The 13,236-nt window shown below is 72.6% G+C and carries 15 protein-coding genes; 8 read left to right on the top strand and 7 right to left on the bottom strand.

All coding sequences use genetic code 11. From position 1 onward, the window contains the following. Nucleotides 1-54: 54 nt before the first annotated feature. From AAW13_RS19885 to hisN, 3 genes are all read right to left on the bottom strand, one after another. Entirely contained in the window at nucleotides 55-474 is a 420-nt protein-coding gene (locus AAW13_RS19885; protein WP_046731137.1) for a Fur family transcriptional regulator, read from the bottom strand. 84 nt (nucleotides 475-558) lie between these two features. Next, on the bottom strand, nucleotides 559-948 hold the full coding sequence (locus AAW13_RS19880; protein WP_046731138.1) for a CBS domain-containing protein: 390 nt from the start codon (nucleotides 946-948) through the stop codon (nucleotides 559-561). A gap of 200 nt (nucleotides 949-1,148) precedes the next feature. Further along, complete coding sequence (hisN, locus tag AAW13_RS19875) at nucleotides 1,149-1,949, bottom strand: histidinol-phosphatase (RefSeq protein ID WP_046731139.1); 801 nt, start codon at nucleotides 1,947-1,949, stop codon at nucleotides 1,149-1,151. Nucleotides 1,950-2,197: 248 nt separating this feature from the next. On the opposite strand from hisN, the gene AAW13_RS19870 reads away from it, so the two are divergent. Further along, nucleotides 2,198-2,797 (top strand): TetR/AcrR family transcriptional regulator, encoded by a 600-nt coding sequence (locus AAW13_RS19870; protein WP_240528661.1) that lies wholly within the window; start codon nucleotides 2,198-2,200, stop codon nucleotides 2,795-2,797. A 94-nt stretch (nucleotides 2,798-2,891) separates the two neighbouring features. On the opposite strand, the gene AAW13_RS19865 is transcribed toward AAW13_RS19870, so the two are convergent. From AAW13_RS19865 to AAW13_RS19850, 4 genes are all read right to left on the bottom strand, one after another. Continuing rightward, on the bottom strand, nucleotides 2,892-3,215 hold the full coding sequence (locus AAW13_RS19865; protein WP_046731140.1) for a DMT family transporter: 324 nt from the start codon (nucleotides 3,213-3,215) through the stop codon (nucleotides 2,892-2,894). 76 nt (nucleotides 3,216-3,291) lie between these two features. Then, on the bottom strand, nucleotides 3,292-4,302 hold the full coding sequence (gene rsgA / locus AAW13_RS19860; RefSeq protein WP_046731141.1) for a ribosome small subunit-dependent GTPase A: 1,011 nt from the start codon (nucleotides 4,300-4,302) through the stop codon (nucleotides 3,292-3,294). Between the two features lie 12 nt (nucleotides 4,303-4,314). Continuing rightward, nucleotides 4,315-5,643, bottom strand: a complete 1,329-nt coding sequence (aroA, locus tag AAW13_RS19855) for a 3-phosphoshikimate 1-carboxyvinyltransferase (protein ID WP_046731142.1) — start codon at nucleotides 5,641-5,643, stop codon at nucleotides 4,315-4,317. A 195-nt stretch (nucleotides 5,644-5,838) separates the two neighbouring features. Then, on the bottom strand, nucleotides 5,839-6,561 hold the full coding sequence (locus AAW13_RS19850; protein WP_046731143.1) for a M50 family metallopeptidase: 723 nt from the start codon (nucleotides 6,559-6,561) through the stop codon (nucleotides 5,839-5,841). A gap of 51 nt (nucleotides 6,562-6,612) precedes the next feature. On the opposite strand from AAW13_RS19850, the gene AAW13_RS19845 reads away from it, so the two are divergent. The 7 genes from AAW13_RS19845 to AAW13_RS19815 all read left to right on the top strand — a co-directional run bounded on the left by AAW13_RS19845 (nucleotide 6,613) and on the right by AAW13_RS19815 (nucleotide 13,186). Continuing rightward, nucleotides 6,613-7,428 (top strand): SOS response-associated peptidase, encoded by an 816-nt coding sequence (locus AAW13_RS19845; RefSeq protein ID WP_046731144.1) that lies wholly within the window; start codon nucleotides 6,613-6,615, stop codon nucleotides 7,426-7,428. Nucleotides 7,429-7,437: 9 nt separating this feature from the next. Beyond that, nucleotides 7,438-8,070, top strand: a complete 633-nt coding sequence (locus AAW13_RS19840) for an alpha/beta hydrolase family protein (protein ID WP_046731145.1) — start codon at nucleotides 7,438-7,440, stop codon at nucleotides 8,068-8,070. Nucleotides 8,071-8,326: 256 nt separating this feature from the next. Beyond that, nucleotides 8,327-9,010, top strand: a complete 684-nt coding sequence (sigR, locus tag AAW13_RS19835; RefSeq protein WP_046731146.1) for an RNA polymerase sigma factor SigR — start codon at nucleotides 8,327-8,329, stop codon at nucleotides 9,008-9,010. Continuing rightward, a complete protein-coding gene (rsrA, locus tag AAW13_RS19830; protein ID WP_046731147.1) occupies nucleotides 9,007-9,318 on the top strand; it encodes a mycothiol system anti-sigma-R factor in 312 nt (103 codons plus the stop codon). Before sigR ends, rsrA begins: the two co-directional genes overlap by 4 nt. A 149-nt stretch (nucleotides 9,319-9,467) precedes the next feature. Further along, nucleotides 9,468-10,787, top strand: a complete 1,320-nt coding sequence (locus tag AAW13_RS19825) for an HD-GYP domain-containing protein (protein WP_046731148.1) — start codon at nucleotides 9,468-9,470, stop codon at nucleotides 10,785-10,787. Beyond that, entirely contained in the window at nucleotides 10,784-12,091 is a 1,308-nt protein-coding gene (locus AAW13_RS19820; protein WP_240528660.1) for an HD-GYP domain-containing protein, read from the top strand. Before AAW13_RS19825 ends, AAW13_RS19820 begins: the two co-directional genes overlap by 4 nt. 114 nt (nucleotides 12,092-12,205) lie before the next feature. Beyond that, nucleotides 12,206-13,186, top strand: coding sequence for a tetratricopeptide repeat domain-containing protein (locus AAW13_RS19815; protein ID WP_046731198.1), 981 nt, complete (start codon nucleotides 12,206-12,208; stop codon nucleotides 13,184-13,186). Nucleotides 13,187-13,236: the final 50 nt, after the last annotated feature.

Below are 13,236 nucleotides of genomic sequence, written 5' to 3'. Positions count from 1 at the left end.
GACGCGAAGGCCCCGGCGCCCTCGAGGGGTGCCGGGGCCTTCGGGGGCCGTACGTCAGGCGGCCGCCATGCAGTCCGGGCAGAGGCCGCGGTAGGTCACCTCGACGTCGGAGACCGTGAAGCCGAACCGCTCCGAGCTGGGCAGGTCGGCCAGCGGGTTGCCGGTCGGGTGGACGTCGCGGATGGAGCCGCAGCGGGAGCAGACCAGGTGGTGGTGCGGTTGGTGCGCGTTCGGGTCGTACCGCTTGGCACGCTTGTCCGTGGAGACCTCGAGGACCTCGCCGAGCGTGACCAGCTCGCCCAGGGTGTTGTAGACGGTCGCCCGGGAGATCTCGGGCAGCTTGACGACGGCCCTGGCGTGGACCTCGTCGGCCGTCAGGTGGACGTGCTCGCCGTCGAGGACCTCGGCCACCACGCGTCGCTGCGCGGTCATCCGCCATCCGCGTCCACGCAGCCGTTCCAGAAGGTCACTCATGGAAACCAGCCTAACAGCCGGTGGACCATTTTCCGAAGCTGTGTGACTTTGGAGGTGGACTTGAATTGGACTTAGTCCAATGTCCTAGGCGGGCTGCGGCGTGCGGGTCCCGGCCCAGCAGCGGATGACGTCGCGGACCGAGACGATCCCGGCCGGTTCGCCGCCGTCGAGGACGATCAGGTGCCGGAAGCCGCCGTCGGCCATCGCGCGGGCCGCCTCTTCCAGGGTCCACGTGGGGGCGGCGAACACGACGTCGTTGGTGGTGTGGGCGTGGATGGGCTCGCGGTCCGGGTCCTGGCCCAGGCCGACCGAGTTGAGGATGTCGCGTTCGGTGAGGATCCCGATGCCGGCGTCCGGGTCGTGGACGATCGCCGCGCCGACGCGGCGCGCGGACATCAGGGCGGCTGCCTGGCGGAGGGTGTGGGCTGGGCCGACGGTGAGGACCACCGTGCTCATGGCGTCACGGACGAGCATGAAAGGTGCCACCTCCTACGGAACCGCCGATAGTTCGGCGATTCACAAATTCACAAATGGGGGTGCTTTCAGGGTGGCAGGTAAAGCGGGAGTCAACAAGGGGGTGCGCGAAGACAATTGAGGGCGTGTGCGCTCATATGAGGGAGGGTGGAGCGCTCCCTCGTGCCTCAGGTTCTGCGGTCCCGTCCCGGAAGACCGTTTCAGTAACGCTCGGTGAGGTAGGAGAGCAACTCGTCGTGGAGGAGGCCGTTGGAGGCCGCCGCGTTGCCGCTGTGCGGGCCGGGGCGGCCGTCCAGGCCGGTGAAGGAGCCGCCGGCCTCCGTCACGACGATCGCGTTGGCGGCCATGTCCCATAGGGACAGCTCCGGCTCCGCGCAGATGTCCACGGACCCCTCGGCGACCATCATGTACGGCCAGAAGTCGCCGTACGCGCGCGTGCGCCACACCTCGCGGGTCAGGTCCAGGAAGCCGTTCAGCTGGCCCCGCTCCTCCCAGCCGCTCAGCGAGGAGTACGCGAAGGACGCGTCGGCCAGCTTCGAGACCTGGGAGACGCGCAGCCGGGTCGCCGAGGACAGGCTGCGCCCGGTGAAGGCGCCGTGGCCCTTCGCGGCCCACCAGCGACGGCCCAGCGCGGGCGCGGAGACCACACCGACGACCGGCTGGTAACCGCCCTCGCCCGCCTCCGTCAGGGAGATCAGGGTGGCCCAGACGGGCACCCCGCGCACGTAGTTCTTGGTGCCGTCGATCGGGTCGACCACCCAGCGGCGGGGACCCGTGCCCTCGATGCCGTACTCCTCGCCGAGGATCGCGTCCCGTGGACGGGCACGCTGCAACTGGCCGCGGATCAGCTCCTCCGCGGCCTTGTCCGCCTCGCTCACGGGGGTCATGTCCGGCTTCGTCTCGACCTTGAGGTCGAGGGCCTTGAAGCGGTCCATGGTGACGGCGTCGGCCGCATCCGCGAGCACATGGGCGAGACGCAGGTCATCGAGGTAGTCCGGCATGCCACGAACGCTATCTGCCGGGACCGGCGCGGGGCTACCAGGGGGACGCCGGAGGACCCCGGGAGGGCTCTGGGGACGCCGTGCGGTGACCCTGTGATCAGCGGACGGTGATCGTGGTGACCGGATGGCGGACTCCGGCGCGCCCGCGCGTGTTGGCCGAAGGGCGCCCCCTGGTGCCTTCGCGAACCCTTGACAGTCGATTCGTGCGCGTCAAATCTGGGCGCAGAGTCGCTCGCCCGAGGGAGGCGATGATGCCGGCAGCCCGGGAATCCCTGCTCGACGCCGCGTACGCGGCGCTGGCACGCCGGCCGTGGGCCGCCGTCCGGATGGTCGACGTGGCCGCGGCGGCCGGGGTGTCCCGGCAGACGCTGTACAACGAGTTCGGCGGCAAGGAAGGCCTGGCGAGGGCGCTGGTGCGCCGGGAGGCCGACGGGTATCTCGCGGGGGTCGAACGGGCGCTGGGAAGCCACAGCGAGGCGCGGGAGCGCCTGACGGCGACGGCCGAGTGGATGGCGCTGGCGGCCCGGGAGAACGTGCTGGTACGGGCGATGCTCACGGGGTGCTGGAGCGAGCGGTTGCCGGCGCCGACGCTGTCCGCGGTGCCGTCCTCCTCAGCGGTGCCGGCGCAGCGGCGGGCGGACGGGCCGCTGCCGTCACCCGGGGACTTCGTGCAGATCGTGCGGGACCGGGCGGTGGCCGTGCTGGCCGGGTCCGGGCGGGACGGGGGTGAGCTCGCGCGGTCGTGCGAGCTGGTCGTCCGGCTCGCGTTGTCGTGTGTGGCCGCGCCGCCGGGGGAGGGGGGCGTCGCCGAGCTGGTGCGGGGGGTGCTTCATCGGCAGCCGGTGTGAAAGGGGGTTCGTGCGGCCGTGAGTACGCGCGGGCGGGCGGGGGCTGGTCGCGCAGTTCCCCGCGCCCCTACGGGGCGTTTGAGCCGGGGGCGTCTCAGTGGGCGGAGCCTGACAGTTGGAGGCCGATGACGCCCGTGATCACCAGGCTGATCGAGACGATTTTCAGGACCGAGACCAGGTCACCCAGGAAGACCATGCCGTAGATCGCCGTGCCCGCCGCGCCGATGCCCGTCCACACCGCGTAGGCCGGGCCCACGTCCAGCTTCTTCAGGGAGAGGGTCAGCAGACCGAAGCTGCCGAGGGCGAAGGAGGCGAAGGCGATCGTCGGCCACAGCCGGGTGAAGCCGTGGGAGAGCTTGAGGCAGACGGCGAAGCCGGTCTCCAGGATTCCGGCGACGATCACCAGCAGCCACGCCATGTGCTGTCCTCCCGTACGTCCGGCTCGGTGCGATTATGCACTTACCTGACTCGGGTCAGGACAAACACCGTGGTGGTCAGTCGCCCTCCTTGCGTTCCCGCGTGGCCAGCAGCCGGCGCAGCGAGTAGAGCCGGGCGGGGTCCGCGTGGCCCTCGGCGACCCACCCGTCCAGCGCGCAGTCGGGCTCGTCGTGACTGCACGCGCGCGGGCAGTCCACCGTGCCGGGCTCCAGGTCGGGGAAGGCGTGGATCACGCGGGACGGATCGATGTGCGCCAGACCGAAGGAGCGGACCCCGGGGGTGTCGACGACCCAGCCGTCGTCGCCGGCGAGGGGGAGGGCCAGCGCGGAGGTCGTGGTGTGGCGGCCGCGGCCCGTCACCGCGTTCACATGGCCCGTCGTACGCCGCCGGTCCACCGGGACCAGCGCGTTCACCAGGGTCGTCTTGCCGACGCCGGAGTGGCCCACGAACGCCGTGATCTTGCCGTCGAGATGCTCCTGGACGCGCCGGGCCGCGTCCCCCGTCTCCAGCTCCTCGCGGCTCGTGACCACGTGAGGGATCTCCAGGTCGCCGTACAGCTCCAGGAGCTTGTCCGGCGGGGCCAGGTCCGACTTGGTCATGACCAGCAGGGGGGTGAGCCCGCCGTCGTAGGCCGCGACCAGGCAGCGGTCGATGAGCCGGGGGCGGGGCTCCGGGTCGGCCAGCGCGGTGACGATCGCCAGCTGGTCGGCGTTGGCGACCACCACCCGCTCGAACGGGTCGTCGTCATCGGCGGTGCGGCGCAGCACCGAGCTGCGGTCCTCGATGCGCACGATCCGGGCGAGGGTGTCCTTCTTGCCGGAGAGGTCGCCGACCAGGGCGACCCGGTCGCCGACCACCGCCGCCTTGCGGCCCAGTTCGCGGGCCTTCATCGCGAGGATCGTACGGTCGTCGACCAGGCAGGTCAGCCGCCCCCGGTCGACGGTGAGGACCATCCCCTCGGCGGCGTCCTCGTGCTTGGGGCGGATGTTGGTCCGCGGGCGGTTGCCCTTGCGGTTGGGACGGGAGCGGATGTCGTCCTCGTCGGTGTGCTTGCCGTAGCGGCGCATGGTCGTACGCCCCTACGCCCCACCGCTCCCGAGCATCCCGGTCCACAGGTCGGGGAAGTCCGGCAGGGTCTTCGCGGTCGTCGCCACGTTCTCGATCCGTACGCCCGGCACGGCCAGGCCGATGATCGCACCGGCGGTCGCCATGCGGTGGTCCTCGTAGGTGTGGAAGACCCCGCCGTGCAGCGGGCGCGGGCGGATGTGCAGGCCGTCGGCGGTCTCGGTGACGTCACCGCCCAGCTCGTTGATCTCCTTGGTGAGCGCGGCCAGCCGGTCCGTCTCGTGCAGACGCAGATGGGACACGCCCCGCAGGGTGGAGGGGGAGTCGGCGAGGGCGGCGACCGCCGCGATGCCGGGGGTCAGCTCTCCGACGTCGCCGAGGTCGACGTCGATGCCGTGGATCCGGCCCGAGCCGGTGAACTCCAGCCCGTACTCCGTCAGTTCGCAGGAACCGCCCATCTCGGTGAAGATCTCCCGCAGCCGGTCACCCGGCTGGGTGGTCCGGGACGGCCAGTCCGGGATCAGCACCCTGCCGCCCGTCACCAGGGCGGCGGCCAGGAACGGCTGGGCGTTGGAGAGGTCGGGTTCCACGGTCAGGTCGCGGCCGAGCAGGGCGCCCGGGGTGACCCGCCAGACGTTCGGCTCGCCGCCCGACTCCGGGGTGTCGACCTGGGCGCCGACCGCGCGCAGCATGTCGACGGTCATCCGGATGTGCGGGAGGGAGGGCAGGCTCGCGCCGGTGTGGCGGACCTCCACGCCCTGGTTGAAGCGCGGTCCCGAGAGCAGCAGGGCCGACACGAACTGGGAGGAGGACGAGGCGTCGACCGACACCGGGCCGCCGTCCAGGGCGCCGCTGCCGTGGACGGTGAGGGGCAGCGCGCCGCGGCCCTCGTCGTCGATGCGGGCGCCGAGGGCACGCAGGGCGTCGATCACGCCGTGCAGCGGACGCTCGTAGGAACGGGGGTCGCCGTCGAAGCGGATGTCGCCGGTGGCGAGGGTGGCGACGGGCGGCAGGAAGCGCATCACCGTGCCGGCGTTGCCGACGTCCACGGTGGCGGGGCCGCGCAGCCCCGCGGGGATCACGCGCCAGGCCTCACCGGAGCCGTCCGGGCCCACGCCCTCCTCGATGCCCACGCCCATCGCGCGCAGGGCGCCGGCCATCAGCAGGGTGTCGCGGGACCGCAGCGGGCGGCGCAGCCAGCCGGGCTCGGAGGCGAGGGCGGCGAGGACGAGGGCGCGGTTGGTGACCGACTTGGACCCCGGCACGTGAACCGTCGCGTCGACGGCTCCGCGCGCGTGGGGGGCGGGCCAGAGGGCGGTTGGTGCGGTGGGGTTTGCGGCCATGGGCTCACTTTAGTGTGCGGCCGCCCGTGGAGCCTTCGGGTGCGGCGCCGCGGGGACCGGTCGCGCAGTTCCTCTCCCGGCCTTCGGCCGGCCGGCGGGACCCCAGCGCCTCCGTGACGCCGCTGCCCCTGCCGGGTGAGCATCACGCCGGGGAGACTCCAGCGCCTCCGTGACGCTGCCCCCGTGGGGCGAGCGTCACATCCCGAGCAGCCACCTGCCCCCGCCGATCAGCGAGCACAGCGAGACCGTGTGGAACAGGAACAGCCACACGGCCGCGGGGAGATGGGTGAGGCGGGACAGCTGGTCCGCGTCCGAGTCACCCGCCCCGCCCCGCGAGCGCTTCGCCTGGAGCTCGAACGCCGGACGCACCCCGCCCAGCAGCAGGAACCACACCACCGCGTACGCGAACGCCGCCTGCACCTGGGAGCCCGCCAGCCAGGACACCAGCAGGAAGGTGCCGCCCGTCAGGAACACCGTCAGTACGCCGTACGCGTTGCGGATCATCACGAGCATGACGACGAGCAGCGCGGTCGCGACCCAGAGGAGCAGCGTGATGCGGCCGGCGCCCAGCAGGGCCGCCCCGCCCAGGCCCAGCAGCGGGGGCGCGGTGTAGCCGGCCGCGGCCGTGAGGATCATGCCGATGCCGTGCGGCTTGCCCCGGCTGAGCGTGAGGCCGCTGGTGTCCGAGTGCAGCCGGATGCCGGTCAGCTGGCGGCCGGTGAGCAGGGCGACCAGGCCGTGACCGCCCTCGTGGGCGATCGTGATGGCGTTGCGGGATATCCGCCACAGGGTGTGCGGGACGACCACCGCGAGCGCGGCGACCAGGGTCGCGAGGACCACCCAGAGGTCGGGGTCGGTCTGGGTCCCCGTGAGACGGTCCCAGAAGTCGGGCAGCGCGAGGGCGGCGGTGCTGTCCATGGTCCGGTGGTTACTCCCTATGGGCGCGTGGAGTCTGGCAGTGTTGCACGTATGTGCGGACGGTATGCATCCAGTCGTGGGCCCGAGGATCTCGCAGGAATCTTTGAAGTGGAGAAGTGGGCGCCCGAGGAGACCCTGGAGCCCGACTACAACGTGGCTCCGACCAAGGAGGTCTACGTCGTCCTCGACCGTCCGTTGAAAGACGCCGACGACCGCCGCCCGGTTCGCCAGCTGCGCAGGCTCAAGTGGGGGCTGGTGCCCTCCTGGGCCAAGACGCCCGAGGGCGGCGCCCGGATGATCAACGCGCGGGCCGAGACCGTGCACGAGAAGCCGTCGTACCGCCGCGCCTTCGCCGCCCGCCGCTGCATCGTGCCCGCCGACGGCTACTACGAGTGGGTCACCGCCAAGGAGGAGCGCGACCTGGAGGTCGAGGGGAAGAAGAAGCGGCCGCGCAAGCAGCCCTACTTCGTGCTCCCGGCCGACGGTTCGGTGTTCGCCATGGCGGGTCTGTACGAGTTCTGGCGGGACCGCACCCTGCCCGACGAGCACCCGCTGGCCTGGTGGGCGACCTGCTCGGTGATCACGACGGAGGCGGAGACCGCGCCGCTGGCGGTCGCGCCGGCCGAGGGGCCGCGGACGCTCGCGGACATCCACCCCCGGATGCCGCTGATGCTGACCCCGGACCGCTGGGACGCCTGGCTCGACCCGGCGCGCACCGACGTCGAGGAGCTGCGGTCGCTGCTGGCCCCGCCGCCGGAGGGCCTGATGCGGGCCTACCCGGTCGCCACGGCCGTCAGCAACGTCCGCAACAACGGCCCGGAGCTGCTGAAGGAGCTGGAGGGGCCCGAGGAGGGCACACTCTTCTAGCCTTCTCCCGTGACCACATCGAAGATCGTCGGTACGGACGCGGGGGACGCCCGCGTCACCTGGCACGAGGCGGAGAAGGCGCGGCTGGTGCTCGCCGTGAGCCACGGGGCCGGCGGCGGCATCGAGGCACGGGACCTGCGGGCGATCGCCGCCGCGCTTCCCGGGCACGGCGTGACCGTGGCCCTCGTCGAGCAGCCCTGGCGGGTCGCCGGGAAGAAGGTCGCGCCCGCGCCGAAGACGCTCGACACGGGATGGCGGGGCGTGTGGCCGGCGCTCGCCGCGCCCGGGCTGCCGGTGGTCTCCGGCGGCCGCAGCGCGGGCGCCCGGGTCGCCTGCCGTACGGCCACCGAGCTGGGCGCGGCCGGGGTCCTCGCCCTCAGCTTCCCGCTGCACCCGCCGGGCAGCCCGGAGAAGTCACGCGCCGCGGAGCTGCTGGGGGCCGGGGTGCCCACGCTCGTCGTCCAGGGCGGGAACGACCCGTTCGGCAAGCCGGCCGAGTTTCCCGACGGGGACTACGAACTGGTCGAGGTACCCCACGGCGATCATGGCTTCGCGGTGCCCAAACGGGCGGACATCGGGCAGGAGCGGGCAGTGACGATCATCACGGACGCGGTCACCGCATGGGTCACGGCCCTCGGGTGACGGCCGGGAATGTTGCGTGACGGACTGCTGTTGAGGCGGACATAAGTGCTGGGGCACCAGCGCCGACGCCGAAGGAGAGGAAGTCCGCCGCATGGGTTCGACCATCTGCCCGAGCCGCAGCAGCAGCGCTGACCTGGAGTGGACGGTGCTGCACGCGGCCAAGACCGCTCCTATTCGAGCGGCGGCAGGCACGGGTCGTGTTCTATCCTCCGAGTCGAGTGGGATCGGTTTTGGTCCTGCCCGGGAACTTGAGGAGGTGGGTCCGGTCACCGGTACCGACGCAGGGACCGACAACGGCCAGGCGGAGCTGCCCGAGGGCCAGGGCACGGGCGCGGAGTCGACGTCGGAGCGCACCGCGCGCTTCGAACGGGACGCGCTCGAATTCCTCGACCAGATGTACTCGGCCGCGCTGCGCATGACACGCAACCCGGCCGACGCCGAGGACCTGGTGCAGGAGACCTACGCCAAGGCGTACGCGTCCTTCCACCAGTTCCGCGAGGGCACCAACCTCAAGGCGTGGCTCTACCGCATTCTCACCAACACCTTCATCAACTCGTACCGCAAGAAGCAGCGTGAACCCCAGCGCTCGGCGGCCGAGGAGATCGAGGACTGGCAGCTCGCCCGTGCCGAGTCGCACATGTCGACGGGTCTGCGCTCCGCGGAGTCGCAGGCGCTCGACCACCTGCCCGACTCGGACGTGAAGGAAGCGCTGCAAGCGATCCCCGAGGAGTTCCGCATCGCCGTCTACCTCGCCGACGTAGAGGGCTTTGCGTACAAGGAGATCGCGGACATCATGGGGACACCCATCGGTACGGTGATGTCCCGGCTGCACCGGGGCCGCCGTCAACTGCGCGGCATGCTGGAGGACTACGCGCGTGAGCGCGGACTCGTCCCGGCGGGCGCCGGAGAGTCGAACGAAGCGAAAGGCTCGGGCTCATGAGCTGCGGAGAGCCGCACGAGACGGACTGCAGTGAGGTACTCGATCACCTCTACGAGTTCCTCGACAGTGAGATGCCTGACGTCGATCGCGTCAAGTTCAGGCAGCACTTCGACGAGTGCTCGCCCTGCCTGGAGAAGTACGGGCTGGAGCAGGCCGTGAAGAAGCTGGTCAAGCGCTGCTGCGGGCATGACGACGTGCCGAGCGACCTGCGGGCCAAGGTGCTGGGGCGGCTGGACCTGATCCGTTCGGGCCAGACCGTCCCGGAGAGCGACGTGGCCACCGCGCCGGTCACTCCCCAGGAGAGCTGAGCGTCCTCCTCCGAGGAGTGCCGCCACCGGACGCTCTACGGGTGGTCTGTCACCCGAATGTGCTAATCCTCCCGTCATAAGCCCCCGTACCCGTCGGCTCCCGCCCTAGGCTCCGGAGCCTGGAGAGGCATGGTCGGGGGAGGGGCGTGATGGAGGCGGTTCCGGCACGGGCACGCGCGTACGTCGCCTGTGCCGCCCTCGGTACGTTGCTCTGCCTGCTGCCGCTGCCCGCTCTGCGCACGCCGTGGTGGGCCGTCGCCCTGCTGGCCGCGTTGTACGCGGCCTGCGAACACGTCGTGCGACAGCGGCTCGGCGGCACCTTCCACCCGGTGCTCCTCGCCGGTGCCTTCCTGCTGCCACCGCCGGCCGCCGCCCTCGTACCGCTGCCCGGTGCGCTCCTCTCGCCCACCGGGCACCGGCCGCAGGCGCTGCGCCGGATCTGGCGGGCCGCCGAACTGGCGCTCGCCGTGTGGGGCGCGGGGCGGGTGCACTGGCTGCTGGGCGGCCGGGACGCGGTGGTGGGCTCCGACTTTCCTTACGCGCTGCTGCCGTGCGCCGCGGCGGTCCTGGCGTTCTGCGGGGTGCTCGCGCTGCTGGACGGCGGGATCCTCGCGCTCGCGGAGCGGGTGCCCGCCCGCCGGGCCTGGCGCGGGCTGTTCTCCCGCTCGCTGGCACCGGTCGCGGTGCACGGGCTCGCCGGACTGATGATGGCCGTGCTCTGGCGCAGCCCCTACGGCCCCGTCGCCGCACTTCTCGTCCTGCTGCCGATGTGCGTCTCCTGGTGGGTGTTCGCCCAGTACCACCGGGAGCGGGCCGCCCACCAGGCCACCATCCGTGCGCTCGTCCAGGCCGTCGACATCAAGGACGGGTACACCCGCGGACACAGCGAGCGGGTGGGCCGGGCCTCCGTGATGATCGCCCGCGAACTGGGCATGGACGACGAGCGGGTCGAGGTGCTCCGCTTCGCCGGGATCCTGCACGACGTCGGGAAACTCGGCGTCCCCACACGGCTGCTCCGCAAGGACGGTCCGCTCACACCGGAGGAACGGCGGATCATCGAACTCCACCCGGAGTACGGCCACGAGATGGTGCGCGGGATCTCCTTCCTGGGCGAGGCCCGCGCGGCGATCCTCCACCACCACGAACGCATCGACGGCACCGGCTACCCCTACGGACTCGCGGGCAGCCAGATCCCGCACTCCGCGCGGGTGGTGGCCGTGGCCGACGCGTTCGACGCGATGACCTCGACCCGCTCCTACAGCCGGGCCCGCCCGGTACCGGCGGCGGTGGCGGAGTTACGACGGTGCGCCGGCCGGCACTTCGACGCGCGGGTCGTCGACGCCCTGACCCGGGCGCTCGCCAGGGAGGGCTGGCACCCCACGGTGACCGCCGAGTCCCCGCCACCGGGACCGCCCCCGTCACCCCGGCCGGGCGGTGACCGGCACGGCGCGGGGCGGGCCGCCCCATGAGCGCCGCCGACCCGGTGTCCGGATGGGAGACGGCCGTGGACCGGGTCGCTCCGGTTCGCCCGGCACGTCCGCGCCCCGCGGCCCTGCTGTGGTCCGTCCGGCCGGCCGCACTGGTCCTCGCCCTCGGCGGTGTCGCCGGCACCCTGTGGGAAGGAATCGACAACCGCGGCGCCGCCCTCGCCTTCGGCATGCTCGTCGGGGTCGGGGAATGGGCCCGGTGGACCGGCGCCGACGTGCGGGAGGCCGCACCCCTCGGGGCGGCCGGCGGCCTCGCCTACGCGCTGCTCGGCGCCGACGACGGGATCGCCGCGCGGGACGGCGCCTTCCAGGTCGTCGCCGTGGTGAGCGTGGCCGCGCTGCTCGGCAACGTGCCCCACATCGCCCGTGGCCGGCGCACGCTCGACCACCTGGCCCGCCGTGTCCTCACCGTCGGCTTCGCCGCCGTCTGCTTCCAACCCCTCTGTGCCAGGGGCGCGTTGGAGCGCTGGGGCGGACCGGCGTACGCGCTGCTGCTGGTCGCGTTGCTGGTGCTCACCGCACTGTGCGACGCCGTGCTCGCCGCCGCCCAGGCGCACTCCCGCACCCGGTGGCCGTTCGGGCCGCTGCTGCGGGACGAACTGCGCGGGCTGCTCGGCATCGGGTCCGCCGTCTGCGCCACCGGGGCGGTGATCGCACTGGCGGTGGCCGCCGTCGGCCTGTGGGCCCTGCCCGTCTTCTGTCTGCCCCTGCTCCTCACCCAGCTGTCCCTGCGCCGGTACGCGGCCGTCCGTGCCACCTACCGGCAGACCATCGCCTCCCTCGCCCGCGCCACCGAGATAGCGGGGTACACCCCGGCCGGGCACGCCCACCGGGTCGCCACGCTCAGCCAGGCCGTCGGACGGGACCTGGGCCTGTCCCAAGCGGAGCTCACGGTGCTGGAGTACGCGGCGCTGATGCACGACATCGGCCAGCTCAGTCTTGTCGACCCGGTCCCCGCCGGCGCCACCGCCGGGCTGCCGGCGGCGGAGCAGCGGCGGATAGCCCTGCTCGGCGGCGCGGTCGTCCGGCAGACCGGGGTGGCCGCGGCCGTCGCCGTGGTCGTGGAGCGGCAGGCCGACCCCTGCCGGGAGCAGCCGCTCGCCGCGCGGATCGTGCGGGCCGTCAACGCGTACGAGGAGAAGTCCCGGGATTCCGGGCCCGGCGGGCAGCTGACCGCGCTGGAGGAGTTACGCCTGGCCACCGCGGGGGACTACGCTCCCGAGGTCGTGGAGTCCCTGGCGCGCGTGCTCTCCGGAGACTGTCTGACCCTGCGCGCGGCTGGGTAACCCATGGGTAATGAGCGGCCCTCCCGTCGTACGTGGTTGGATGCGAGGGAGAGGGTGATGTCCGGGGGCACAAGCCAGCCCACTGTGCGGAACTGGAACTGGCAGGCGGGAATCGTGAGGATCTTCGGCAAGGGACGGCACCGGCCCTCCGCCTCCTGGCGGCAGGCGACCGACCGCGCGTTCACGCTGATCGGCGACGGCCGGTACGAGGACGCGGGCGAGCTGCTGACGCGCGCCGCCGACCTGGAGCCCTGGCTGTCCGAGTCCTGGTTCAACCTCGCCCTGCTGCACAAGTTCCGGCACGACTGGGAGCAGGCGCGGGCGGCCGGCCTGCGGGCGGTGGCGCTGCTGGACCGGGAGACCGGGGCGCCCGACTGGTGGAACGTGGGCATCGCGGCGACCGCGTTGCAGGACTGGCCGCTGGCCCGGCGGGCCTGGCAGGCGTACGGGCTGCGGGTGCCGGGCGGTGCCACCGCGTCCGCCGAGCCCGAAGGCATGGACCTGGGCAGCGCCGCCGTACGGCTGTCCCCGGAGGGGGAGGCGGAGGTGGTCTGGGGGCGACGCCTCGACCCCGCCCGTATCGAGGTGCAGTCCATTCCGCTGCCCTCGTCCGGGCGGCGCTGGGGCGAGGTCGTCCTGCACGACGGGGTGCCGCACGGGGAACGGACCACGGCGACCGGCCACTCCTACCCCGTCTTCGACGAGATCGAGCTGTGGGCGCCGTCGCCGGTGCCGACCTGGGTGGTGCTGCTGGAGGCGGCGACGGAAGCCGACCGGGACGCGTTGGAGCAGTTGGCCGGGGACGCCGGGTTCGCGGCGGAGGACTGGTCCTCCTCCGTGCGGCTGCTGTGCCGGATGTGCTCCGAGTCGCGGATGCCGTCCGACGAGGGCGACGGAGTGCATCTCGATCCGCACGACCACAGCGAGCCGGGGCATCCGGGGCCGCTCGGGCACCGGACCGACGGGCAGCTGTGGGTGCCGGAGCGGGAGTGCGGGGTGGCCGCGCCGGCCGCGCTGGTGAGGGGGCTGCTGGACGGGTGGGTGGCCGACAGCCCTGATTCCAGGGATTGGCGGGATCTGGAAGAGGTCTGCTGAGCGTCGTTCTTCGGCTGCGGGCCGGATATGGCTGGTCGCGCAGTTCCCCG

It is taken from the genome of Streptomyces humi, from assembly GCF_001005085.2.
GTDB classification, from domain to species: domain Bacteria; phylum Actinomycetota; class Actinomycetes; order Streptomycetales; family Streptomycetaceae; genus Streptomyces; species Streptomyces humi.
The sequence above is the reverse complement of the archived record's forward strand: the minus strand, read 5'-3'. Positions and strand labels throughout refer to the sequence as shown.